General features: G+C 63.5%; 25 protein-coding genes. 11 read left to right on the forward strand and 14 right to left on the reverse strand.

Annotated features, from left to right (window positions below):
• The first annotated feature begins 21 nt into the window (after positions 1-21).
• The 3 genes from AC0SZ7_RS21495 (at position 22) to AC0SZ7_RS21505 (ending at position 3,130) form a co-directional block, all read left to right on the forward strand.
• Positions 22-816, forward strand: a complete 795-nt coding sequence (locus tag AC0SZ7_RS21495) for an IclR family transcriptional regulator (protein WP_475506266.1) — start codon at positions 22-24, stop codon at positions 814-816.
• Between the two features lie 103 nt (positions 817-919).
• Positions 920-2,263, forward strand: coding sequence for an MFS transporter (locus AC0SZ7_RS21500; protein WP_475506267.1), 1,344 nt, complete (start codon positions 920-922; stop codon positions 2,261-2,263).
• Between the two features lie 54 nt (positions 2,264-2,317).
• Positions 2,318-3,130, forward strand: coding sequence for a sugar phosphate isomerase/epimerase family protein (locus AC0SZ7_RS21505; protein WP_475506268.1), 813 nt, complete (start codon positions 2,318-2,320; stop codon positions 3,128-3,130).
• A 60-nt stretch (positions 3,131-3,190) separates the two neighbouring features.
• Here the strand turns inward: AC0SZ7_RS21505 and AC0SZ7_RS21510 are convergent, their stop codons facing one another.
• A complete protein-coding gene (locus AC0SZ7_RS21510) occupies positions 3,191-4,942 on the reverse strand; it encodes an FAD-dependent oxidoreductase (RefSeq protein WP_475506269.1) in 1,752 nt (583 codons plus the stop codon).
• 134 nt (positions 4,943-5,076) lie between these two features.
• Between AC0SZ7_RS21510 and greB the strand changes: the two genes are divergently transcribed.
• Positions 5,077-5,574 carry a transcription elongation factor GreB gene (greB, locus tag AC0SZ7_RS21515; protein ID WP_475506270.1) on the forward strand — a complete coding sequence of 166 codons (498 nt, stop codon included), beginning with the start codon at positions 5,077-5,079 and terminating at the stop codon, positions 5,572-5,574.
• Between the two features lie 103 nt (positions 5,575-5,677).
• Entirely contained in the window at positions 5,678-6,541 is an 864-nt protein-coding gene (locus tag AC0SZ7_RS21520) for a PI-PLC domain-containing protein (protein WP_475506271.1), read from the forward strand.
• Between the two features lie 3 nt (positions 6,542-6,544).
• On the opposite strand, the gene AC0SZ7_RS21525 is transcribed toward AC0SZ7_RS21520, so the two are convergent.
• The 5 genes from AC0SZ7_RS21525 to AC0SZ7_RS21545 form a co-directional block, all read right to left on the reverse strand.
• Complete coding sequence (locus AC0SZ7_RS21525) at positions 6,545-6,853, reverse strand: hypothetical protein (protein ID WP_475506272.1); 309 nt, start codon at positions 6,851-6,853, stop codon at positions 6,545-6,547.
• Between the two features lie 192 nt (positions 6,854-7,045).
• The gene (locus AC0SZ7_RS21530) at positions 7,046-7,489 is read right to left on the reverse strand and encodes a hotdog fold thioesterase (RefSeq protein WP_475506273.1); all 444 of its coding nucleotides are present in this window, start codon (positions 7,487-7,489) and stop codon (positions 7,046-7,048) included.
• A gap of 163 nt (positions 7,490-7,652) precedes the next feature.
• On the reverse strand, positions 7,653-8,108 hold the full coding sequence (sixA, locus tag AC0SZ7_RS21535) for a phosphohistidine phosphatase SixA (protein WP_475506274.1): 456 nt from the start codon (positions 8,106-8,108) through the stop codon (positions 7,653-7,655).
• Positions 8,105-8,452, reverse strand: a complete 348-nt coding sequence (locus AC0SZ7_RS21540; RefSeq protein ID WP_475506275.1) for a DUF4389 domain-containing protein — start codon at positions 8,450-8,452, stop codon at positions 8,105-8,107. The genes sixA and AC0SZ7_RS21540 overlap by 4 nt, the downstream gene beginning before the upstream one ends.
• A gap of 17 nt (positions 8,453-8,469) precedes the next feature.
• Positions 8,470-9,495 carry an NAD(P)H-dependent glycerol-3-phosphate dehydrogenase gene (locus AC0SZ7_RS21545; protein ID WP_475506276.1) on the reverse strand — a complete coding sequence of 342 codons (1,026 nt, stop codon included), beginning with the start codon at positions 9,493-9,495 and terminating at the stop codon, positions 8,470-8,472.
• Positions 9,496-9,701: 206 nt separating this feature from the next.
• On the opposite strand from AC0SZ7_RS21545, the gene AC0SZ7_RS21550 reads away from it, so the two are divergent.
• The 5 genes from AC0SZ7_RS21550 to AC0SZ7_RS21570 all read left to right on the forward strand — a co-directional run bounded on the left by AC0SZ7_RS21550 (position 9,702) and on the right by AC0SZ7_RS21570 (position 15,117).
• Positions 9,702-11,600: a response regulator gene (locus AC0SZ7_RS21550; RefSeq protein ID WP_475506277.1), complete on the forward strand. Its 1,899-nt coding sequence runs from the start codon at positions 9,702-9,704 to the stop codon at positions 11,598-11,600.
• Positions 11,601-11,848: 248 nt separating this feature from the next.
• The gene (gene fabA / locus AC0SZ7_RS21555; RefSeq protein ID WP_416423286.1) at positions 11,849-12,364 is read left to right on the forward strand and encodes a 3-hydroxyacyl-[acyl-carrier-protein] dehydratase FabA; all 516 of its coding nucleotides are present in this window, start codon (positions 11,849-11,851) and stop codon (positions 12,362-12,364) included.
• Positions 12,365-12,375: 11 nt separating this feature from the next.
• Entirely contained in the window at positions 12,376-13,596 is a 1,221-nt protein-coding gene (gene fabB / locus AC0SZ7_RS21560) for a beta-ketoacyl-ACP synthase I (protein ID WP_475506278.1), read from the forward strand.
• Between the two features lie 232 nt (positions 13,597-13,828).
• On the forward strand, positions 13,829-14,245 hold the full coding sequence (locus tag AC0SZ7_RS21565; RefSeq protein WP_475506361.1) for an OsmC family protein: 417 nt from the start codon (positions 13,829-13,831) through the stop codon (positions 14,243-14,245).
• A gap of 11 nt (positions 14,246-14,256) precedes the next feature.
• A complete protein-coding gene (locus AC0SZ7_RS21570) occupies positions 14,257-15,117 on the forward strand; it encodes a pirin family protein (protein ID WP_475506279.1) in 861 nt (286 codons plus the stop codon).
• A gap of 106 nt (positions 15,118-15,223) precedes the next feature.
• Here AC0SZ7_RS21570 and AC0SZ7_RS21575 read toward each other — a convergent pair whose 3' ends face one another.
• The 4 genes from AC0SZ7_RS21575 to AC0SZ7_RS21590 all read right to left on the reverse strand — a co-directional run bounded on the left by AC0SZ7_RS21575 (position 15,224) and on the right by AC0SZ7_RS21590 (position 18,949).
• Complete coding sequence (locus AC0SZ7_RS21575) at positions 15,224-15,955, reverse strand: dienelactone hydrolase family protein (RefSeq protein WP_475506280.1); 732 nt, start codon at positions 15,953-15,955, stop codon at positions 15,224-15,226.
• A 73-nt stretch (positions 15,956-16,028) separates the two neighbouring features.
• A complete protein-coding gene (gene htpG / locus AC0SZ7_RS21580) occupies positions 16,029-17,933 on the reverse strand; it encodes a molecular chaperone HtpG (protein ID WP_475506281.1) in 1,905 nt (634 codons plus the stop codon).
• 90 nt (positions 17,934-18,023) lie between these two features.
• Positions 18,024-18,479: a PaaI family thioesterase gene (locus AC0SZ7_RS21585; protein WP_475506282.1), complete on the reverse strand. Its 456-nt coding sequence runs from the start codon at positions 18,477-18,479 to the stop codon at positions 18,024-18,026.
• Complete coding sequence (locus tag AC0SZ7_RS21590; protein ID WP_475506283.1) at positions 18,476-18,949, reverse strand: PaaI family thioesterase; 474 nt, start codon at positions 18,947-18,949, stop codon at positions 18,476-18,478. The genes AC0SZ7_RS21585 and AC0SZ7_RS21590 overlap by 4 nt, the downstream gene beginning before the upstream one ends.
• A 152-nt stretch (positions 18,950-19,101) precedes the next feature.
• On the opposite strand from AC0SZ7_RS21590, the gene AC0SZ7_RS21595 reads away from it, so the two are divergent.
• The gene (locus AC0SZ7_RS21595) at positions 19,102-19,395 is read left to right on the forward strand and encodes a hypothetical protein (RefSeq protein WP_455926117.1); all 294 of its coding nucleotides are present in this window, start codon (positions 19,102-19,104) and stop codon (positions 19,393-19,395) included.
• 70 nt (positions 19,396-19,465) lie between these two features.
• On the opposite strand, the gene AC0SZ7_RS21600 is transcribed toward AC0SZ7_RS21595, so the two are convergent.
• The 4 genes from AC0SZ7_RS21600 to sucC form a co-directional block, all read right to left on the reverse strand.
• Positions 19,466-19,879: an MAPEG family protein gene (locus AC0SZ7_RS21600; protein WP_475506284.1), complete on the reverse strand. Its 414-nt coding sequence runs from the start codon at positions 19,877-19,879 to the stop codon at positions 19,466-19,468.
• 315 nt (positions 19,880-20,194) lie between these two features.
• Positions 20,195-21,508 carry a branched-chain amino acid transport system II carrier protein gene (gene brnQ / locus AC0SZ7_RS21605; RefSeq protein ID WP_475506285.1) on the reverse strand — a complete coding sequence of 438 codons (1,314 nt, stop codon included), beginning with the start codon at positions 21,506-21,508 and terminating at the stop codon, positions 20,195-20,197.
• Positions 21,509-21,830: 322 nt separating this feature from the next.
• Positions 21,831-22,718: a succinate--CoA ligase subunit alpha gene (sucD, locus tag AC0SZ7_RS21610; RefSeq protein WP_027978530.1), complete on the reverse strand. Its 888-nt coding sequence runs from the start codon at positions 22,716-22,718 to the stop codon at positions 21,831-21,833.
• Complete coding sequence (sucC, locus tag AC0SZ7_RS21615) at positions 22,718-23,884, reverse strand: ADP-forming succinate--CoA ligase subunit beta (RefSeq protein WP_416427566.1); 1,167 nt, start codon at positions 23,882-23,884, stop codon at positions 22,718-22,720. The genes sucD and sucC overlap by 1 nt, the downstream gene beginning before the upstream one ends.
• Between the last annotated feature and the right edge of the window lie 59 nt (positions 23,885-23,943).

Consider the following 23,943-nt stretch of genomic DNA (forward strand, 5'->3'; position numbering starts at 1 on the left):
ATGCCATTCCCGGGACACCTCATGAGCAACGCACTGGAGCGCGGCCTCTGCGCGCTGGAACTGCTGGCCGGCAAGGCCGCCGGCCTGCCCCTGCAACAGATATCCGAAGGCCTGGGCATCGCCCCCAGCGCCACGCACCGCATGCTCACCTGCCTGGTGGAACAAGGCTACGTGCGCCAGGACCCGCAGCACGGCAACTACATTCTGGCGCTGAAGGTCATCTCCCTGGCACTCAAGCACCTGGCCCACGCCAGCGTGGTAGACCTGGCGCGGCCGATTCTCGAGCGCCTGGCCGCCGAGTCGGGCGAGCTGGTGCGCCTGGGCATCGTCGACGGCGAGCACCTGGTGTGGGTGGGCAAGGCCCAGGGCACCCGCAGCGGCCTGCGCTATGACCCCGACGCGGGCGCCGAAGCCAAGCTGGGCTGCACCGCCTCGGGCCTGGCCTGGCTGAGCTGCCTGAGCGACGAACAGGCGCTGGAACTGGTGTATCGCCAGGGCCTGCCAAAACCGGGCGAGTATGGGCCCAATGCGCCGACCACCGTCGAAGCCCTGCTGAACAACCTGCACCAGGCTCGCGCCGATGGCTATGCCTGCGTCAACGAGAGCTTCGAAGCCGGGGCCGCTGCCATCGCCACCGCGTTGTACCACCCCGGGCAAGCCACGCCGTCGGCGGTGATCAGCATCGCCGGCCCCAGCGTGCGCCTGAGCGCCGAGCGCATGCACGCGCTGGTGCCCGCGCTACTGGCCGCCGCCAAGGACCTGGCGCAGACCGAACTGGGCAGCGTGCCAAAGTTCTCGACCATGACCGCCACGTAACGAGGCTAACATTGATAAATAATTAATATTTGGAATTGCATTCCACTGCTGCTATTTTCACTCCCGAGCCTCACCCAACAATAAAAAAATCGGGAGTATCGTCATGCCTCATTCCGCTCGCGTGGATGTCAGCACCTTCCTCGACGCCCGCCCCATGGGCGCGCGTCAATGGTTAGTGGTGTTGCTGGGTTTTATCGTGCTGGCCTTCGATGGCTTCGACACCACCGCCATCGGCTTCGTCGCCCCGGCGCTGGTGGATGACTGGGGCATTGCACGCCACGACCTGGGCCCGGTGATGATGAGCAGCCTGCTGGGCCTGGCCATCGGCGCCATGGTGGCCGGGCCCATGGCCGACCGCCTGGGGCGGCGCAAGGTCATCATCGGTTCGGTGTTCTTCTTCGGCGTGTGGAGCCTGGCCTCGGCGTTCGCCACCGACATCACCAGCCTCACCGTGCTGCGCTTCCTCACCGGCCTGGGCTTGGGTGCCTCCATGCCCAACACCGCCACCCTGGTGGCCGAGTACGGGCCCAAGCGCAGCCGCTCGCACATGGTCACCGGCATCTACTGCGGCTTCACCATCGGCGCCACCCTGGGCGGCATCGGCAGCGAAGCGCTGATCGAGCACTTCGGCTGGCCCTCGGTGATGGTGGCGGGCGGCGTGCTGCCCATCGTCTTCGCCCTGCTGATACTGGCGTGCCTGCCCGAGTCGATCAACTTCCTGGTGCACCGCCCCGACCTCAAGCAGCGCCTGCTGCAGGCCGTCGACAAGGTGGCGCCGGGCCTCGCCAACGCTGACACGCTGTTCTACAGCTCGGAGGAAAAAGTCCAGGACAAAGGCTCGGTTGGCGCCCTGTTCGCCCCGCGCTACCGCCTGGGCACCTGCATGATCTGGGTGACCTTGTTCATGGGCCTGCTGACCATGTACCTGCTGTCCAGCTGGCTGCCGCTGATCAGCCGCGACGCCGGCCTGAGCCTGTCCCAGGCGGCGCTGATCGGCTCGCTGCTGCAAGCCGGGGGCGTGCTGGGCAACTTCACCATCGGCATGAAAATGGACCGCTTCGACCACCACAAGGTGGTGGGCCTGACCCTGTTGGGCGGCGGTTTCAGCGCAGTGCTGATCGCCCTGCAGCAGCCGACCATCCAGGTGCTGTGCCCGCTGATCGTGCTGTTGGGGTACTTCATCAACGGCGTCAACACCGGCAGCTACGCCCTGGCCACACAGTTCTACCCCACGCAGATCCGCGCCACCGGCGTCAGCTGGGCCACTGGCATGGGCCGCTTCGGCGCCATCAGCGGCGCCGGTGTTGGCGCGCTGATGCTGGCCGCCGACTGGCACTTCAACCAGGTATTCCTGTTCCTCACCCTGCCCGCCGCCCTGGGCATCGTGGCCCTGACCATCAAATACCGTCACCAGCGACGCCAGCCAACCCTGGCCGCGTCGGCCTGATACCTGCCCTGCGCACCTTCGGGTGCGCTTTTTTCTTGCCCACGGGAGAACACCATGCGCCCTGCCTTTGCCCTTGCCCAACTGACCGCCCTGCACTGCAACCCGCCGCAGATGATTGACCTTGCCGCCAGCGCCGGCTACGACCACGCCGGCCTGCGCCTGCTGCCGGTGGCGCCGGGGGCGGTCGCCTACGCGTTGATGGAGGACCCTGCGCTGTTGCGCGAAACCCTGGCGCGCATGGCCGATACTGGTGTCAGCGTGTTTGACCTGGAACTGATCCGCCTGAACGCCGACTTCGACCCGGCCGCCTTCGAAGCCTTCTTCGAGGTCGGCGCGCGGCTGGGCGCCAAAGCCGTACTGGTGGCGGGCGACGACCCCGAACCCGCGCGGCTGGTGGCCAACTACGCACGGCTATGCGATGCGATGCAGCCCTACGGCTTGACCGCAGACCTTGAGTTCATGCCCTGGACCGCCGTGTGCGACCTGGGCACCGCGCTGCAGATCGTCAACCAGGCCGACCGGCCCAACGCCGGCATTCTGGTGGACAGCCTGCACTTCGACCGTTCCGCCAGCCGCCTCGACCAGTTGGCCAGCATCCCGCCGCAATGGCTGCACTACGCGCAGATCTGCGACGGCCCGGCCGAACGCCCTGCCAGCACAGACGCGCTGGTCCACGCCGCACGCTGCGAGCGGCTGCTGCCTGGCGAAGGTGGCATCGACTTGAAGGCCATCTGGAAACAGCTGCCGGCGCAGTTGCCGGTCAGCGTTGAAATTCCCAATGACCGACGCGTCGCACAGATGGGCGTACACGCGTGGGCAAAGGCCGCCTTGCAGGCGGCCCAGGCAACCTTGATCACGCCCCCGTAGCAGCGGCCGCAGGCCGCGTCCCAGGCACCGCGCGGGCCAGGACGCGGCCTATGGCCGCTGCTACAGGGCAGCGACAGGCTCTGCACCGCGGCGCTGTTGGCTGGCCTGCCCCTTGGCCCGTGCTGCAGCATGCTCGGCCGCCAGCAAGGCAAAGGTCAGCCCCGGCCCCAGGGTAATGCCAGGCCCCGGGTAGGTGCCGCCCATCACCGAATGCATGTCGTTGCCCACCGCGTACAGGCCGCCAATGGCCTGGTCGTGGCTGTCCAGCACGCAGGCGTGCGCATCCGTGGCAAACCCGGTAGCAGCGCCGATGTCCCCCGGGTACAGGCGTACGGCATAGTACGGCGCAGTAGCAATGCGCCCCAGGTTGGGGTTGGGCACATTGGCGGCATCGCCGTTGGCGCGCTGGTAGTCCGTGGTGCCGCGCTGGTAATCCAGGTCGACACCGGTCACCGAATACTCGTTCATGCGCTTGACGCTGTCCTGCAACCCTTGGGCATCGATGTCCAGTTGCCGCGCCAGCTCCGCCAGGCTGGCGCCGCAGGTCAGGTAGCCATCATCCAGGAACGTCTGCAACCCCTTGCCACCCGGCCGCACCATGCCCAGGCCGTATTTGCGCAAGCCTTCGGCATCGGTGATCAGGTAGCCTGGTGCCACGCCGGCGTTCTGCAGGCCGATGCCGAACAGGTGATAGGACGTCGACTCGTTGAGGAAACGCCGCCCCTGCTGGTTGACCGTGAGCATGCCCGGCTTGCCGCGGTCGAGAATGAAATGCGGAAACACTGCCTGGCTGCCATCGGCGCGTTGGCGGATCGACACCGGCGCCCAGAATGCATGGCTAAGGCCGGGTTCGCCGTAATGGCCGCCAACCTCCTGCACCACATCATGGGCCTGGCCGGTATGGCCAGGCGCGCCTGGGCAGCAACGCGCGTCGATACCCGGCAGCAGCGCCTTGCGCCGTTCCGGGTGACGATTGAAACCACCGGAGGCCAGCACCACTCCGCCGCGCACCTGCACCTGTCGCTTGACCCCACGCTGGGACAGTTCAATGGCCTGCACGCCATCGGCGCCTTTGACGATGCGGTCCATCTGGCAGTCGGTGAGCACCGGTACGCCCTTCTCGTCCAGGGAATACAGCAGGCTGGCCACCAGCGCGTTGCCCATCACCAGGCGCGTGCCGCGCGGGTGCTTGAGGCGGTCCATGGCCTGGCGCAGCAACAGCTTGGCGCTGTGCTTGAACGAGGCCAGCGAGCGGCCCAGGTTAAGCAGGTGCCCGACATCGTCGCGGTCCACCATCATGCCGCCCAGCACGGTGAATTCCGGAATGGGTGGGCGCACCAGGCGAAAGCGCTCCCCCAGCCTGCGCCCGTCGAACGCCAGGGGCTCCAGCGCCCGGCCCTTCAAGGTCGAGCCGGCGAGGTCAGAAATATAGTCGGGGTGGAACGGCCGGGCCCGGTAGCGCACCGCCGAACCCGCTTCTATCTTGGCCACCGCGCGCGGGCCGTTTTCCAGGAACGCCCTGCGCAAGGCCGGGTCGGAACGCGCACCCACCGCCAAGTCCAGATAGCCACTGGCTTTCTCCAGGCTGTCGTCGTGCACGCCCACCGAGGCGGCATGGTGGCTGTTGGGAACCCAGGTGGTGCCGGCGGAAAACGCCGTGGTGCCGCCCACGTACTCGCTGCGCTCCACCAGCAACACCTTGGCCCCCTCGATGGCGCCGAACAGTGCCGCCGACAGACCGGCGCCACCGGCGCCCACCACGACGATGTCAAAGCTCTCGCCGTCTTCAATGTCCACCAGGTGCTTTCTCATTGTTATGACCTCGCGCCGCAAATTGATTTATTGGAATTACATTCCACAAATTAATTTAATTACCGCAAAGCCGCAAGCACAAGCCCTATGCGCCGTGCTGGTAGACTGCCCGCCGGCCAGTCAAGGAGCATTTCATGAGTCGCTATCGCCCACCCCGCAGCCACGGCACTGCGCTGATCACCCCCGAGGGTGAGGCCCGCATGCGCGCTGAATTGCATGAGCTGTGGCATGTGCGCCGGCCGCAGGTGACCCAGTCGGTCAGCGAGGCGGCAGCCCAGGGCGACCGTTCGGAGAACGCCGAGTACACCTACGGCAAGAAAATGCTGCGCGAGATCGACAGCCGCGTGCGCTTCCTGACCAAGCGCCTGGAAAACCTGAAGGTGGTCAGCGAGCGCCCCAGCGACCCGAACAAGGTGTACTTCGGCGCCTGGGTGACCATCGAGGATGAACAGGGCGAAACGTCGCGCTACCGCATCGTCGGCCCCGACGAACTGGACCTCAAGCTCAACCTGATCAGCATCGACTCGCCCCTGGCCCGCGCCCTGCTGGGCAAGGCGCTGGACGCCGAGGTGCGGGTGCACACCCCCACCGGCGAGCAGCTGGTGTATATCGTCGAGATCGATTACCCCTGAACCGGCGCGACTTTTCCCGCACTGCGCGCATCTTCGCCTGATCGGCAAGGGCGCGCGCGGCGCCTAGGATGGTGGCTTTCCCCCTCGCCACGGAAGGCCCGCCATGAGAGTCAAGAACCAGGACAACCTGCACGCCTGGATGAGCAATAACGCAGTTATCGGCAACCTGCGCATCGACCAGTTGATACTGCCGGGCAGCCACGATTCGGGCAGCCATAAAGAGCGCCGACCGCAGTTTCAGCTGCCCCACGAGATCACCCAGGATCTCTCCCCCATCCAGCAGATCCGCAACGGCATTCGCTGCCTGGACTTGCGCGTGCAATTCGCCAATCGGTTTGCACCCGGCAACCCCTTGCGTTTTCAGCTGACGCACCTGACCAGCGTCGGGCAGAGCCTTGAGGAGGACCTGATCAAGCCGCTGCTGGCCTACTACGACGAGGCCGATACCCAACGGGAAATCATCATTCTCGACTTCCATGAGCTCAAGGGCTTCACCCCGGACGCGCATGAGGAGTTGCAGGAAATGCTGGTGAGCCGCCTGGGCCACCGCTGCCTGCCGTATGACGCCGTAGACAAGAAGCTGGTTTACCTATGGATTGAAAACCCCGGCCAGACGCTGGTGCTGGCGTATCGGGGCCCGGCGTGGAGCAGCCTGATCTGGAACCCGGTGAACCAGCGCTGGAGCGAGAGCAACACCCTGCCCACCCACCACCTGAAGAACTTCATGGACAAGGTGGCGAAGGAGCAGAAGCCGGAGGCGGAGCTGCGCTCGATCCAGTGCGCGAAATACGCGTTGCCGCTGTTCCTGCCAGACGACTTCAGCGACAAGATCGACCTGTGGTTTCACTCCGAAGACGAGCACAGCTACATCCAGCAGTTCTACATCATCAATACGGACTGGAGCCTGCGCAGCCGCATCGTCGCCAACTGCATCCACGCCAGCGTGGTCAAGTCACTGGCCAGTTGAACCTCAGCGCAGCGTAACGAGCCCTTGGCGCGCCACACGGGTCAGGTGGCCAATGACTTCGGCAGCGTGCTCGGCCGCCGGCGACTGCACCACCGCCAGGTCGAAACGATTGTTGGCCAAATTGGCCAGCGACTGGCTGGGGTCGATGAACTGGATCAGGAAGGCGCTGGCCTTGCCGGCGCGGCGCGGCCAGCCGTCGAGGTAGTGCAACAAGGTCGGCTGGTGCTGGCCTACCAGCAGGATTCGGGGGTTACGCGGTGCGCTGCTGGCCGGCAATGGGGCCAGGCAAACGATAGGACGGGGGCAACTCATGGTGGTGTCTTCCAAGCCTCGCAAGTCCCGCTGGGCTGCGGTGGGAGGCTACACCGAACCAGCGTTTTAGCGGTATTTCGGAAACCCTGGTGAAAGGAGTATTCCTGCGCCCCGCAAGTAGCTGTCTTAAATCGGCGCTTGGCTGCCATCGTAGTAAAACGATGGCACCGGTGTCAACGAGACGAAGGTAGATCAACGGCCCGGCGGGTTTTCGCCCAGCGGCACCACGGCCACGGTCAGGCGCGAGATGCAGCTGAGCTTGCCGCGCTCGTCGCTCAGGCGAATGTCCCACACATGGGTGGTGCGGCCGATGTGCACCGCCCGCGCCACGCCGGTGACCCGGCCGCTGCGCACGCCGCGTACATGGTTGGCGTTCACCTCCAGCCCCACGCAGTAATGGGTACTGGGGTCGATACACAGGTAGCTGGCCATGGAGCCCAGGGTTTCGGCCAGCACCACTGAGGCGCCGCCATGCAGCAGGCCGTAAGGCTGGTGGGTGCGGTGGTCGACGGCCATGCTGGCGGTCAGGGAGTCGTCATCCACGGCTTCGAAGCGGATGTCGAGCACCTCGCCGATGGTGTTCTTCTGCGCCTTGTTGAACTGCTCAAGGTTGGGTTGCGTGCGCCATAGGCTCATCGGGTTCGTCCTTTTCCGGAATTTTCAAGACTTGCGCGCCGTGCGCAAACAGCGAGGCGGCCGCAATCGACCGCCCCACTATCTGGTAGCCCCGGCCAGGCTTGCAAGCGCGGACGCCGGTGCAGGCTGGCATTTGGCCGTTCCGCCCCTGGCCGGGCCGGGGTCAGAGGTGGTGAACGGCCTGCACGCTCATCAACCCGGCCAGCGGCCAGTCACCTTCGAGCACCGCCAGGCTGGCGGTGTTCATGCCGCGTGGCTGCTTCAGGTGGCCATTCTCCAGCAGGCCCACCAACGCACCCACCAGTGGCTGGTGGCTGACCAGCAACACGTGGTCCAGGCCCAGGCTGTCCAGGTGGCCGATGACCTCCTGGGGGTCGCTTTCGGGGGTGAGCCAGGGCACGGTGACGATGGGCTGCTCCAACGCCAGTGCCTCGTGGACGATGCCCGCGGTCTGCTGGGCGCGCACGTATGGGCTGGCATACACCGCGGCCAGCGGCTGGCCCAGCAGGTGCGCGGCGCTGCGCAGCACCTCTTCACGGCCATGGTCGGTCAGTTCGCGCAGGCTGTCGCGGGCAGCGTGGCCCTGGGCCTCGCCGTGGCGCAGAATCCACAATTTCACAGCTTGGGCTCCTCGTCGCGGGCGGGGTGGGGTGCGGGCGGCACGCTGTGCGGCGCCTCACCTTCGGGGGCGCGCGCCGCCGGCCAGTCGGCGAACGGCCAGGGCTTCTGTTCGGTGTGGAAGCTGCCGAAGCGGCCGATCTGGGCCATGAACTGGCTGAGGCTGTCGCCGAAGTTCATCAGGGCAAGGTTCGGCGAACCGTACACCAGGCGGTAGACCAGCTGGATCAGCACCACGGCGCCCAGCAGCAGCTGCGCCACCTGCCACACCAGCACATACAGCACCATCCACAGCACGCGCAGCAGGATCGATTCCTGGCTGGGCTTGAGAGGCGAATCACTCATGTCCTTGCTCCTGCAAATCAGTTGAAACCACTGGTGGAAATGAAGTCGACGTCGGTCTTGGGTTCGGCGCGCATCAACAGCTCGATCACCTGGGCCAGGGTACGCCCTTCGAACAGGATGGCGTGCAACCCGGCTACCAACGGCATGTACACGTTCAGCTCCTGGGCCTTGGCCTTGAGCACCTTGAGGGTGTTGACGCCCTCGGCGACCTCGCCCAGGCGGCTGACCGCCTCGTCCAGGCTCAGGCCCTGGCCCAGGGCGAAGCCCACCTGGTAGTTGCGGCTCTTGGGCGAGGAGCAGGTGACGATCAGGTCGCCCACCCCGGCCAGCCCCAGGAAGGTCATGGGGTTGGCGCCCTGGCTGACGGCAAAGCGGGTCATTTCCGCCAGGGCGCGGGTAATCAGCATGCTCTTGGTGTTCTCGCCCATGCCCAGGGCGACCGCCATGCCGGCGATGATCGCATAGACGTTCTTCAGTGCCCCACCCAGCTCGACGCCAAAGCGGTCGGCGCTGGCGTAGACCCGGAAGGTTGGCCCGTGCAGGGCAGCCTGCACGCGTTCGCACAGGGCTTCGTCCTCGCTGGCCACCACGGTAGCCGTGAGGGCGTGCTCCGCCACCTCGCGCGCAAGGTTGGGGCCCGACAACACGCCGATGCGCGCCTGGGGGGCGATGTCGGTGAGGATCTCGCTCATCAGCTTGAACGTCTGCGCCTCGATGCCCTTGGTCAGGCTGACCAGCATGCGCCCGGCCAGCAGCTGCGCATGGGGCGCCAGCACGCTGCGCAGGGCGCTGGACGGCAGGGCGACGAAGATCAGCTCACTGCCGCCCAGGGTGGCCAGCAGGTCGGTGACCGGCTCGACGCCTGGGTGAATCTTGATGCCCTTGAGGTAGCGCGGATTCTCGCGCTGGGTGCGGATGGCCTCGGCTTGCGCCGGGTCACGCATCCACTGGCGTACGGCGTGGCCGTTCTCGGCCAGCAGGTTCGCCACGGCGGTTCCGAAGCTTCCGCCCCCCAGCACTGCAACAGGCTGCTGTTCAGTCATATCCAATCCATCAAAACCATAAAAGTGGCGAAACCGCATTATACGGAGCGCAGGCGCCTCGGCCAGCCCCGCAGGCCAAAGCCTTGCCGCCAAAGCGTAGCCGCACGTGTCAATGCCGTACACACGACTGGAAATGTCGCCCAAGGCGGTTAAAATGCGCGGCTGTTTCCTACCCACCAAGGCCGCACCGTGCGAGATTGCACCCGATGAAATGGCGCCCTAGCTGGGACATCCATAGCCGCACACAAGTGATCTGCCTGGGCCCTGCCCTGCTGCTGACGCTGCTGCTGACCGGCTTCTTCACCTTCGCGCGCATCCACGACCTGCGCGAGGAAATGACCCGCACCGGCCAACTCATTGCCAACCAGCTGGCGCCGGCGGCCGAATTCGGCGTGATCAGCCACAACACCACGGTGCTCGACAGCCTGCTGCGCGCCACCCTGGAAATTCCCCACGTGCGCTTCCTGGAAGTACAGGACAGCAACGAGCAGGTGCTGCTGTACGTGGAGCAGCCCGACAACGCGCAGGAACGCAGCAGCAAGGTGCAGGTATTCCAGGCCAGCATCCGCCTGCAGCGCGCAGCCCTGCCCGGCGACCTGCACCACGGTAACCTGATGCGCGTGGGCCAGCCCGATTGCGTGGGCCGGGTGATCGTCGGCATGTCCAACGACGCCTTCAACCAGCGCCAACAGGAAATACTGCTGAAAGCCGCGGTGCTGGCCCTGTTCGCCCTGTTGCTCAGCTTCCTGCTGGCCCGGCGCCTGGCCCTGAGCCTGGCGCGGCCGATCAGCGAGATGGGCCTGGCGGTGAAGGCCATCCAGGAAGGCGACTTCAAGGCGCCGCTGCCCATTGTCGACGACACCGAACTGGGCAACCTGGCCCAGCACATCAACAACCTGGCCAAGGGCCTGGACCAGGCCGGCCGGGAGCAACAGCAGGCCATCGAGCAACTGATCAGCACCCGCGAACAGGCCGAGCGCGCCAACAGCGCCAAGTCCGACTTCCTGGCCATGATGAGCCACGAGCTGCGCACGCCCATGAACGGCGTGCTGGGTATGCTGCAGCTGCTGGAGACCACGGCCATGACCGACGAGCAGATCGAATACGCAGCCCTGGCCACGCAGTCCACCGAGCACCTGCTGAAGGTGATCAACGACATCCTCGACTTCTCGCGCATTGAGCGCGCCGCCCTGGAGCTTGAGCACATCCCGTTCAACCTCGGCGAGCTGGTGGCCAGTTGCGCGCAGACGTTCCAGCACACCGCGCACAAGAGCGGCCTGGCCCTGCACCTGAACGTGGCCCAGGGCTTCGAGCAATTGCAGGTGGAAGGCGACCCCACGCGCATCCGCCAGATCCTGGTGAACCTGATTGGCAACGCCATCAAGTTCACCGACCTTGGCAGTGTGTACATCGACGCCCAGTGGCAGGTGCTGGACCATCAGTTGATCTGGCTGACCTGTACCGTGCGCGACACCGGCATCGGCATCAGTGCCGAGCGCCTGGAGAGCATGTTCGTGGCCTTCCAGCAAGCCGACAGCAGCATTTCGCGCCGCTACGGCGGCACCGGCCTGGGGCTGCCCATCGCGCGCACCCTGGCCGAGCGCATGGGCGGCACCCTGCTGGCCGAAAGCGAGGAAGGCCGCGGCTCGCTGTTCACCCTGGAAATCCCCCTGGCATTGAGCCAGCGTGCGGCCACCCCGCTACGCGAGGCGCGCCCCGGCAACCAAGCGCAGAACCTGGGCAAGCGTGTGCTGCTGGTGGAAGACAACCCGGTGAACCAGACGGTGATCGAGGCCATGCTGCGCAGCCTGGGCTTTGTGGTAACCGTGGTGGGCGACGGCGCCCAGGCCATCCATGAAGTCACCCACCAGCCCTTCGACGCCGTGCTGATGGACTGCCGCCTGCCCATCGTCGACGGCTACGAGGCCACCCGGCGTATCCGCCAATTGCCCGAGCACGCCCACCTGCCCATCATCGCCCTGACCGCCAACGCCCTGCTGGGCGACCGCGAGGCGTGCCTGACGGCCGGCATGAACGATTACCTGGCAAAACCGTTCAAACGCACCGATCTGGAGCAGCTGCTGCGGCGCTGGTTGGCAGCTTAAATGCGCGCCCAGGGCAGCCGGGGCTGGCGATAAATGCTAAAGTGCGGCAGTCTTAGACGTTATGTCAGGCAAAATGAACTGCCTGGATAAAAAATTTCAGTGCACAGGTGTACTTCTTTGTCCCTGGCGCTGTGACTTTCACTACAACGCAATAGTCTATGTGTAGGCTGCCATGCCAAAGGCGCATTCGCTTTGGCACGGCCGGGAGAATTTGCCCCACTGCCACACGGGACTATTGAGGAGCTCGCATGACCAAACAACACGCCTTTACTCGGGAAGAACTACTGAGCTGCAGCCGCGGCGAGATGTTCGGCCCAGGTAACGCGCAATTGCCCGCCGGCAACATGCTGATGGTGGATCGCATTACCCATATCAGCAGCGAAGGTGGCAAGTACGGCAAAGGTGAATTGGTCGCCGAGCTGGATATCAATCCGGACCTGTGGTTCTTCGCCTGCCACTTCGAAGGTGACCCGGTGATGCCAGGCTGCCTTGGCCTTGACGCCATGTGGCAGCTGGTCGGCTTCTTCCTGGGCTGGCAAGGCCTGCCGGGCCGCGGTCGCGCGCTGGGCTCGGGCGAAGTGAAGTTCTTCGGCCAGGTGCTGCCAACCGCCAAGAAAGTTACGTACAACATCCAGATCAAGCGCGTCCTCAAGGGCAAGCTGAACCTGGCCATCGCCGACGGTTCCGTCAGCGTTGACGGCAAAGAGATCTACACCGCCGAAGGCCTTCGGGTCGGCGTGTTCACATCCACCGAAAATTTCTAAGGGTTATCCGCATGCGCCGCGTCGTTATCACTGGTCTGGGCATTGTTTCCTGCTTGGGCAATGACAAAGACACCGTCACCGCAAACCTGCGTGCAAACCGCCCTGGCATCCGCTTCAACCCGGAATATGCCGAAATGGGTCTGCGCAGCCAGGTTTCCGGCTCCATCGACCTCAACCTCGAAGAACTGATCGACCGCAAGGTGTTCCGCTTCGTTGGCCACGCCGCTGCCTACGCCTACCTGGCCATGGCCGACGCGATCAAGGACTCGGGCCTGACCGACGAAATGGTCTCCAACCCGCGCACCGGCCTGATCGCCGGCTCGGGCGGCGCCTCGACCCTCAACCAGATGGAAGCGCTGGACATCCTGCGCGAAAAAGGCGTGAAGCGCGTTGGTCCGTACCGCGTTACCCGCACCATGAGCAGCACGGTTTCCGCCTGCCTGGCCACGCCTTTCAAGATCAAGGGCCTGAACTACTCCATCGCTTCTGCCTGCGCCACCAGTGCTCACTGCATCGGTACCGCCATGGAACAGATCCAGATGGGCAAGCAGGACATCGTCTTTGCCGGTGGCGGTGAAGAAGAGCACTGGAGCCAGTCGTTCCTGTTCGACGCCATGGGCGCCTTGTCCAGCAAGCGCAACGACACCCCGGAAAAAGCTTCGCGCGCCTACGACAACGACCGTGATGGCTTCGTCATCGCCGGCGGTGGCGGCATGGTAGTGGTCGAGGAGCTGGAACACGCCCTGGCCCGTGGCGCCAAGATCTACGCGGAAATCGTCGGTTACGGCGCCACTTCCGACGGCTACGACATGGTTGCCCCAAGCGGCGAAGGCGCGATCCGCTGCATGCAGCAGGCGCTGTCCACCGTCGACACCCCTATCGACTACCTGAACACCCACGGCACTTCGACCCCGGTCGGCGACGTCGCGGAAATGAAAGGTGTGCGTGAAGTGTTCGGCGACAAGGCTCCGGCCATCAGCTCCACCAAGAGCCTGTCGGGTCACTCCCTGGGCGCCGCCGGCGTTCACGAAGCGATCTACTGCATGCTGATGATGGAAGGCAACTTCATTGCCGGTTCCGCCAACATCGACGAGCTGGACCCAGCCGTTGCCGATATGCCGATCCTGCGCGAAACGCAGGAAAACGCCAAGATCGACACCGTCATGAGCAACAGCTTCGGTTTCGGTGGCACCAACGCCACGCTGGTGCTCAAGCGCTGGCAGGGCAAGTAAGGGCTCACCCCCTTGCTGAAAAGAACGGCACCTTCGGGTGCCGTTTTTTTATGCCCTGAATTGTCTTGTGGGAGCTGGCTTGCCAGCGAGCTTTTCGGGCCTCAACAGCTCGCTGGCAAGCCAGCTCCCACAGCGATTACCTCAACTACAGGGGCGCCGCCAGAGCACAAACGTACCAGCACTTCCAGGCCACACGGTCTACAGTAGGGCGATCATGCACAAGGACCGCCCGATGACCATCACCCTCAACACCGAATCCGCCGACAGCTTCCGCCACAGCCTGCAGATCGACGACCACGCACTGTTCACCGACCTGCCCACGGCCCTGGGCGGCGACGATTCTGCGCCCTCCCCCCACGACTATTTCGACGCGGCCCTGGGCGCCTGCAAGGCGCTGACGCTGAAGTATTACGCGCAGAAGAAAGGCATCCCGCTGACCGGCGTTTCAGTGGACGTGCAGCGCGACGACAGCCAGGAGCAAAAGGGCCATTACGCCATCAACGTAGTGCTGACGCTCAAGGGCGTGCTCACCGCCGAGCAGCGTGCCGAACTGCACCGCGTAGCCGACCGCTGCCCCGTGCACAAGCTGATGACCAGCACCGAAGTCGCCATCACCACCACCCTGGCCGAAGGCGCCTTCAGCCAGTAACGGAGCCCGTCATGCCGCACCTGATGATTCGCCCACCCGCCGAAGACGTCGAGGGCCAGCCCATCCTGCGGCCGCTGCCCTCCCGGCAATGCCGCGCCGTGGGCCCTTTCGTGTTTTTCGACCACATGCTCGCCACCGCCTATGCGCCCGGCGCCGGCGTGAACATTCGCCAGCACCCGCACATCGGCCTGTCCACCCTCACCTACCTGTTCGAAGGCGAACTGCTGCACAAGGACAGCCTGGGCAGCGACCAGCGCGTGAAGCCTGGCGAGGTCAGCTGGATGACCGCCGGCAAGGCCATCGCCCACGTGGAACGCACGCCGGACGACCTCCGCGCCCATGGCTCGCGCCTGCACGGCCTGCAGGTGTGGCTGGCATCGCCTGTAAGCGCCGAACAGGGCGACAGCCACTACAGCCATCACCGCGAGGCGGAATTGCCCGTGAGCGACGCCCTGGGCGTTCGTATCAGGATGATTGCCGGCCAGGGCTTCTGCCTTGCCGCACCGGTGCCGGTGCTTTCCCCTACCTTGTACGCCGAAGTGCACATGGTGGCCGGCAGCACGCTGCTGCTTCCTGACGAGCATCAGGAACGGGCGCTGTATGTGCTGGAAGGTGAGGTGCAGCTGGAGGATGAAATGGTGCAACCGCTGACGCTGCTGGTGCTGGAAGCCGGCGAGCAGCCGACATTGCTGGCACAGACCGATTGCCACCTGGTGCTGATCGGTGGCGCCCCACTGGACGGGCCGCGGCGCATGAACTGGAACTTCGTCGCCAGCGACGTGGCGCTGATTGATCAGGCGCGGGCGAAATGGGCAGCCGGCGATTGGCCGACCGTGCCGGGCGAAACCGAACGGATCGAATTACCGCGATAATCAGTGTGGGAGCTGGCTTGCCAGCGAGGTGTTGCGGCCCAGAAGATCGCTGGCAAGCCCGCGCCCCCAGATGAGCTCCCACAGATGCATCAGCGATGCATTCGAATCAGACTGCTGGTTTGAAGACTTCTTCCAGCAGGTTGTGCATGGCCTTGAAGGCACGGTCAGCGACAACCTTGTTGTACATCTGCACGCCCGGGTTGTTGGCTTCCACATCGGTGAACGAGTGGTAGGCGCCGCCGTAGCTGGTCAGCTGCCAATCCACGCCAGCGGCGTTCATTTCTTCTTCGAAGGCAGGCAGCTGCTCTTTCGGTACCAGCGGGTCGCTGGCGCCGTGCAGGACCAGCACCTTGCCCAGGATGTTCTTGCCATCGGCCGGGTTCGGCGTGTCCAGGGTGCCGTGGAACGACACCGCAGCCTTCAGCGGCGCGCCAGTGCGGGCCAGCTCCAGCGAGCAGCAACCGCCGAAGCAGAAGCCGAAGGTGGCCAGTTGGTCCTTGTCGACGGCAGCAGTGCCTTGGGCCTGCAGCTGCTCGAAGGCTACCTGCATGCGCTTGCGCAGCTCGGCGCGGTCGGTCTTGAGCGGCATCATCGCCGCCAGGCATTCCTCGTTGCCTTTCGGGCGCACGGCCTGGCCGTACAGGTCGGCCAGCAGCACCACATAACCCTGGGCCGCGACGGATTGCGCGATGCGCTCTGCGCCTTCGCTGATGCCTACCCAGTTAGGCGCCATCAGCAGGCCCGGACGCGGGGATACCACCGCATCGTCATACACCAGGCGGCTTTCATAAGGCTTGCCATCGATCTGATAGACAACGGATTGAACGGTAACAGTCATGACATTTCCCCAATACAAAGAGAGTAGGACTTAAACGCAAAAACCCGCCGAAGCGGGTTTTTGCTGCAACAGTTTAAACGGACAGTTCGACCAGCAGCTTGTTCAGGCGGCGCACATAGGCGGCCGGGTCTTTCAGGCTGTCACCGGCGGCCAGGGCCGCCTGGTCGAAGAGGATGTGCGAGAAGTCGGCGAAACGGTCTTCGCTCTGCTCGTGATCCAGCTTCTCGATCAGCGGGTGGCTTGGGTTGAACTCGAAGATCGGCTTCGACTCAGGCACCTTCTGCCCGCTGGCTTCAAGGATCTGGCGCATCTGCAGGCCCAGGTCCTGCTCACCGATGGCCAGGATGGCCGGCGAATCGGTCAGGCGATGCGACACGCGCACTTCGCTGACGCTGTCGCCCAGGGCGGCTTTCAGGCGCTCGATCAGGCCTTCCTTGTCCTTGGCCACTTCTTCCTGGGCTTTCTTGTCTTCTTCCGAATCCAGCTTGCCCAGGTCCAGGTCGCCACGCGCCACGTCGACAAAGCCCTTGCCGTCGAAGTCGGTGAGGTAGCTCATCAGCCACTCGTCGATGCGGTCGGTCAGCAGCAGCACTTCGATGCCTTTCTTGCGGAAGACTTCCAGGTGCGGGCTGTTCTTGACCTGCGCGTACGACTCGCCGGTGAGGAAGTAGATCTTGTCCTGGCCTTCCTTGGCGCGCGCCAGGTAATCGGCCAGGGACACGGTCTGCTCGCCGCTGTCGTCATGGGTGGACGCGAAGCGCAGCAGGCCGGCGATTTTTTCCTTGTTGGCGAAGTCTTCCGCCGGGCCTTCCTTGATGACCTGGCCAAAGTTCTTCCAGAAGCCCTTGTACTGCTCGGGCTCGTTCTTGGCCAGCTTCTCCAGCATGTCCAGCACGCGCTTGGTCAGCGCGGTCTTCATGGAGTCGATGATCGGGTCTTTCTGCAGGATTTCCCGCGACACGTTCAGGGACAGGTCGTTGGAGTCGACCACACCCTTGATGAAGCGCAGGTACAGCGGCAGGAACGACTCGGCCTGGTCCATCACGAACACGCGCTGCACGTACAGCTTCAGGCCGCGTGGCGCTTCGCGCTGGTACAGGTCGAACGGTGCGCGGGCCGGCACGTACAGCAGCGAGTTGTACTCCAGCTTGCCTTCGACCTTGTTGTGGCTCCAGCTCAGCGGGTTCTCGTGATCGTGCGCGATGTGCTTGTAGAACTCCTGGTATTCCTCGTCCTTCACCTCGGTGCGCGGACGGGTCCACAGGGCGCTGGCGCGGTTGACGGTTTCCCATTCGGCGGCAGGCTTTTCTTCACCCTCGGCAGCAGCCTGTTCTTTCGGCAGCTCGATTGGCAGGGCGATGTGGTCGGAGTACTTCTTGATGATGTTGCGCAGGCGCCAGCCATCGGCGAACTCGGACTCGTCGGCTTTCAGGTGCAGCACGATGCGAGTGCCACGGTCGGCCTTGTCGATGGTGGCAACTTCGAACTCGCCCTCGCCCTTCGACGACCAATGCACGCCTTCGCTGGCGGCGGTGCCGGCGCGACGGCTGTACACGTCGACCTGGTCGGCAACGATGAACGCCGAGTAGAAGCCCACGCCGAACTGGCCGATCAGGTGCGAATCTTTCTTCTGGTCGCCGGTGAGGTTCTTCATGAAGTCGGCGGTGCCGGACTTGGCGATGGTACCCAGGTGGGTGATCACGTCGTCACGGTTCATGCCGATGCCGTTGTCTTCGAGAGTGACGGTGTTGGCCGCCTTGTCGAAGCTGACACGGATTTTCAGCTCGGCGCCGCCTTCCAGCAGGTCGGGCTTGGACAGCGCTTCGAAGCGCAGCTTGTCGACAGCGTCGGATGCGTTGGAGATCAATTCGCGAAGGAAAATTTCCTTGTTGGAATACAGCGAATGGATCATGAGGTGCAGCAGTTGCTTCACCTCGGTCTGGAAGCCCAGGGTTTCTTTTTGAGTTTCCACACTCATGGTCATCAAACTCCAATCAGATGGCACAGGCCGCGGGCTCAAGCGCATTTGCGGCGGGATGACAACGAGATGGGGGCTGCCCGGGGGATTTCAAGGGGCAGGACTTTCATCGATCTTGAAATGCGCACGCGCGGTGGCGATAGGCTCTTGCGGGTCGGCCTGCCAGGCGTTGATCGCCACGTTGGTCACGCGCCGCCCCTGGCGCCACAGCTGGCAGCGGGCAAAGGTGTCGCGAAACAGGCCAGCGCGCAGGTAATCGATGGAAAAATCGATAATCTTCGGCACCTGGCCGGTCTCGGTGAACAGTATCAGCTGCAGCGCCGCAGCCAGTTCCATGAAGCCTGCGATCACGCCGCCGTGAATAGCCGGCAACAACGGGTTACCAATATTGCCGCGGTTGGCCGGCAGGATGAACAGCACGCCCTCCTCTTCACGACGGCACTGGATGCCGATCAGCGTGGCATAGGGAATCAGGGCCAGCAGCGGTGCGTAGTCGTTATCGGCATGGGCCACCCGCAGCCGCTCGCGCAGGGCATGGTCGATCATGGCTGGCCTCCCAGCGCACCGGCAAAGGCGGCACTGCCTTTCACCCCCTTGCCCAGGCGCATGAACGTGCCCACCACCTGGGCAATCGGTTCCTGCGCGCTGTCCTGGTAGGCGAAGCCCTTGGTGAAGATCACATCGCGGGTCACGCGATAGCACTGGGCGTAGCCATAGATGGCCTTGTGCGCCTGGGCGGGGTGAATGTAGTCGATGCGCAAGTCCAGGGTCGGGCACACCTCGAACTGGGGCAGCACGCACAAGGTGGCGATGCCGCATGTGGTGTCCATCAGGGTGGTGACCGCACCGCCGTGTATCACACCAGTTTGCGGGTTGCCGACAATGGCCGGCGAATAAGGCAGCACCAGGGTGACGCCCTGGGTATCAATGGCGCTGACACTCAGGCCAATGACCTGGCAATGCGGCAAGGCACTGATGAACCGACGGGCTTGCTGTAACAACGGTGAATCAGTCATGGGCGAGGCCTTGGTTATTGTTTTTCGAATCAGCACACCGCGAACAAAAAGTCTATATGGATCCAACACTTATATATCGTGCAGGTTCACGGAACTTAATTTGGCAGTCAGCGTTCGAAGGGTTAGATATCTTCAATAAGGAGAAACACCCCATGCGTAAAACTTTAGCTTATGCCCTGATGCTGGCCGCTTCCCTTGGCCTGGCTGCCTGCGATAAAAAATCCGAGGACAAAGCCCAGGATGCGCAGCAACACGCCGAACAAGCACAACAGAAGATGGACGACGCTCAGGATAAGATGAACGACGCCGCTAAAGAAAACGCCGAAGCTGCCAAATCCAACGCCGAAGCCAACCAGGAACGTGCGAAAGAGAACACTGACGGCGCTTCCAACGTGCAGACTCCAGCACCTCAGGCGACTACCCCAAGCGAACCTGCCAAGAACTGATTGGCGGTTGACGCACACAAAGAAGCCCGGCTAATTGCCGGGCTTTTTTTGTTTGTTTGAACAACCCCCGTTATTGAATAGTCGATAACACCCAATAGCGATATACCGGCGTCAGCATCAACAACAACGAACACACCAGCCCCACCATCCATACCAATGAACGCAACGACGCCTTGTCGTTCAGGTACAGGTACAAGTAAACAACCCGCGCAATGATGAACACTATCGCCAACAGGTCCACGAACCAGCCCTGGGTCTGGGTGGTATGCGCCATCAACACCCCCACCGCAAACAGGATAAAGGCTTCGAAACTGTTCTGATGCGCTGCCACTGCCCGCGCCCCCAGCCCGGTCAGACGCGCCTGCTGGGCGCGGGGGTTGTGATTATCGTAGCCGCCCTGCTCTTTCATGGCCTTGGCCACGGGGATGCGCGCGATATAGATCAACAGGGCGGCGATGAAAATGCACCAGAACGGGATGCTCATGGGGTGTTCCTCCGTGGGGTTCGCCCAAGGGGTATAGCACGCCCCCCCCGTATCCGCGTAGCCGCACTGTCTTGTGGGAGCTGGCTTGCCAGCGAGCTTTTAAGGCCCCAACAGCTCGCTGGCAAGCCAGCTCCCACAGGATGTAGCTGCCGAAGGCTGCGTCCGCGACCACCACCGCTTCCTCGTCGATCGCGTCGCCTGCATCGCGGGGGGCTTTTCGGCCAGGCATAAAAAATGCCCTGCATCCGTCGATGCAGGGCATTTCGATTTTGCGTTGGCGGCTTGTGGCCGCCGGCAAAGGTTTGCTACCGGGTGTCAGGCAACCGCTTCGCGGGCCTTGCCCATCACGCGGTCGTAGGCCACGGCGGCGACCAGCGCCACTACCGATGGCACCAGCCAGGCCAGGCCCTGATCGCTCAGCGGCAGGTTGGCCAGCGATGCCGGCAGCCAGTCAGCGAAGCCTGCGCCCTTCAGCGCGTCAACCAGGCCAAACACCAGGGACACACCCATCACCGGCGCGAATACGCGGGTCGGCGAGCTGAAGAACTCCTTGCAGAAGCTCAACGCCACCAGCGCGATGCAGGGCGGGTAGATGGCGGTCAGCACCGGGATCGAGAAGGCGATCAGCTTGGTCAGGCCCAGGTTCGATACCAGCAGCGAGAAGCCGGCCAGCAGGATCACCAGGGTCTTGTACGACAGCGGCAGGCAGCGGCTGAAGTATTCGGCGCAGGCGCAGGTCAGACCAACAGCGGTCACCAGGCACGCCAGGGAGATCAGCACGGCCAGGAAGCCGCTGCCCAGGGAGCCGAAGGTATGCTGCACGTAGGCATGCAGCACCATGGCACCGTTGGTGGCGTCGGCGGCGATGATATGGCTGCCCTCACCCAGGCGGAACAGGCTGACGTACACCAGGGCCAGGCCGACACCGGCGATCAGGCCGGCGATGATGGCGTAGCGGGTGATCAGCTTCGGCGACTCGACACCGCGCGAGCGGATGGCGTTGACGATGACGATACCGAATACCAGGGCACCCAGGGTGTCCATGGTCAGGTAGCCGTTGATGAAGCCCTGGGAGAACGGTGCCGCCTGGTAGGCCGGCTGCGCGTCACCCACCGGACCTGCCGGCAGCATGAATGCGGCGATACCGAGCGCGGCCAGGGCGATGATTTTCAGCGGTGCCAGGAAGCGGCCCACGGTGTCGAGCAGTTTGCCGGGGTACATCGAGACGGCCAGCACCACGATGAAATACACCAGGCTGTAGCAGAACAACGCGGTTGGGCTGTCGCCGGTCAGGGGCGCCAGGCCCACTTCGAACGACACGGTGGCAGTACGCGGGGTGGCGAACAGCGGGCCCACGGCCAGGTAGCTGACAGCCGCCAGCAGGCCGCCGGCAACCTTGCCGATAGGGCTGCTGAGCGCGTCCATGCCGCCGCCGACCTTAGCCAGGGCAACCACGGTGATCACGGGCAGGCCTACGGCGGTGATCAGGAAGCCAAAGGCCGCCATCCACGCGTGAGGGCCGGCCTGCAGGCCGACGATCGGCGGGAAGATGATGTTGCCAGCACCTACGAACAACGCGAACGTCATGAAACCAAGTGCCAGGATGTCCTGGCCTTTCAACACTTTCATTAAGGAATCCACACTACTGAATCGGAATTTAGAGAGGGATTTCCCCCTGGGTCAGGGAAATGCGGCCAGGCTGGATAAGCCGGACCCTTGCAGCGTGCGGCCACCCCTTTTGGGGGTAATCGCAGAGATGGCGGCTAGCGTATCGGATTCGGGCGATAAACGCACTGTTATTGCACGCACAGTCCGATGAACGCGCGTTAATGTCGCACAGGGGACAATTTTTGCCGATTTCGTCAGGCGAAACGTTTCACCTTTCCCACTTCCGGAAACGACAAAGGCCACCCGAAGGTGGCCTTTGTTGGCTCAGCTAATCAGAAAAGGCTCAGGCCTTCTTGATTTCCCAGCCAGTCAGCTCGGCCAGGGCCTTGCCGATGTCAGCCAGCGAACGCACGGTTTTCACGCCAGCGTCCTGCAGGGCTGCGAACTTCTCGTCTGCAGTGCCCTTGCCGCCGGAGATGATTGCGCCTGCGTGGCCCATGCGCTTGCCTGGAGGGGCAGTCACACCAGCGATGTAGGAAACAACCGGCTTGGTCACGTTGGCCTTGATGTAGGCAGCCGCTTCTTCTTCAGCCGAACCGCCGATCTCGCCGATCATCACGATCGCCTCGGTCTTCGGGTCTTCCTGGAACAGCTTCAGGATGTCGATGAAGTTGGAGCCCGGGATCGGGTCACCGCCGATGCCGACGCAGGTCGACTGGCCGAAGCCGGCGTCGGTGGTCTGCTTCACGGCTTCGTAGGTCAGGGTGCCGGAACGCGACACGATGCCTACCTTGCCTGGCAAGTGAATGTGACCTGGCATGATGCCGATCTTGCACTCGCCCGGAGTGATGACGCCTGGGCAGTTCGGGCCGATCAGGGTAACACCCAGCTCGTCGCACTTGACCTTGGCATCCAGCATGTCCAGGGTAGGAATGCCTTCGGTGATGCAGATGATCAGCTTGATGCCGCCGAACGCCGCTTCAAGGATGGAGTCCTTGCAGAACGGAGCCGGAACGTAGATCACGCTGGCGGTGGCGCCGGTGGCTTTTACAGCCTCGGCAACGGTGTTGAACACCGGCAGGTCCAGGTGAGTGGTACCGCCTTTGCCCGGGGTCACGCCGCCAACCATCTTGGTGCCGTAGGCGATGGCTTGTTCGGAGTGGAAAGTACCCTGCGAGCCGGTGAAGCCCTGGCAGATGACTTTGGTATCTTTATTGATCAGGACGCTCATTACTTGCCCTCCGCAGCTTTAACGACTTGTTGAGCAGCGTCGGTCAGGCTGGTGGCAGCGATGATGTTCAGACCGCTTTCTGCCAGTACTTTGGCGCCCAGGTCAGCGTTGTTGCCTTCAAGGCGCACAACGACCGGGATTTTCACGCCGACTTCTTTCACGGCGCCGATGATGCCTTCGGCAATCATGTCGCAGCGAACGATGCCGCCGAAGATGTTGACCAGTACTGCGGCGACATTGGAGTCGGACAGGATGATCTTGAACGCTTCGGTAACGCGTTCCTTGGTTGCGCCGCCGCCCACGTCGAGGAAGTTGGCAGGCTTGCCGCCGTGCAGGTTGACGATGTCCATGGTACCCATGGCCAGGCCGGCACCGTTGACCATGCAGCCGATGTTGCCTTCCAGTGCCACGTAGTTCAGTTCGAACTTGGCAGCGTGGGCTTCACGGGCGTCGTCTTGCGACGGGTCATGGAACGTCTTCAGCTTGGGCTGACGGTACATGGCGTTGGCGTCGATGTTGATCTTGGCATCGAGGCAGTGCAGATCGCCGTCGGCCTTGATCACCAGCGGGTTGACTTCCAGCAGGGCCAGGTCGTGGTCCTGGAACAGCTTGGCCAGGCCAACGAAGATCTTGGCGAACTGGGCAACCTGCTTGCCTTCCAGACCCAGCTGGAATGCCAGGTCGCGACCCTGGAACGGCTGTGCGCCGACCAGTGGGTCGATGGTAGCTTTCAGAATCTTTTCAGGAGTGTCGTGAGCGATCTTCTCGATGTCCACGCCACCTTCGGTGGAGGCCATGAACACGATACGACGGCTGGAGCGGTCGACTACTGCGCCCAGATACAGCTCTTTGGCGATATCGGTGCAGGATTCAACCAGGATCTTGGTAACAGGCTGGCCATTGGCGTCAGTCTGGTAAGTCACCAGGCGCTTGCCCAGCCACTGCTGTGCGAATGCCTTGGCGTCTTCTTTGCTGCGAACCAGCTTTACGCCGCCCGCTTTACCGCGACCACCCGCGTGGACCTGAGCCTTGACGACCCATTCAGTCCCGCCGATTTTTTCGCAAGCTGCTGCAGCTTCTTCCGGGGTGTCTACCGCGTAACCCTTGGATACTGGCAGGCCGTATTCAGCGAACAGCTGCTTACCCTGATACTCGTGAAGATTCATGCTTATTACCGTCTTCGTTAGGTACTGCGCTTCGGCGCTGCGCTCTCTGTGGAGTGCCG

The organism is Pseudomonas sp. JC1203, assembly GCF_056175065.1.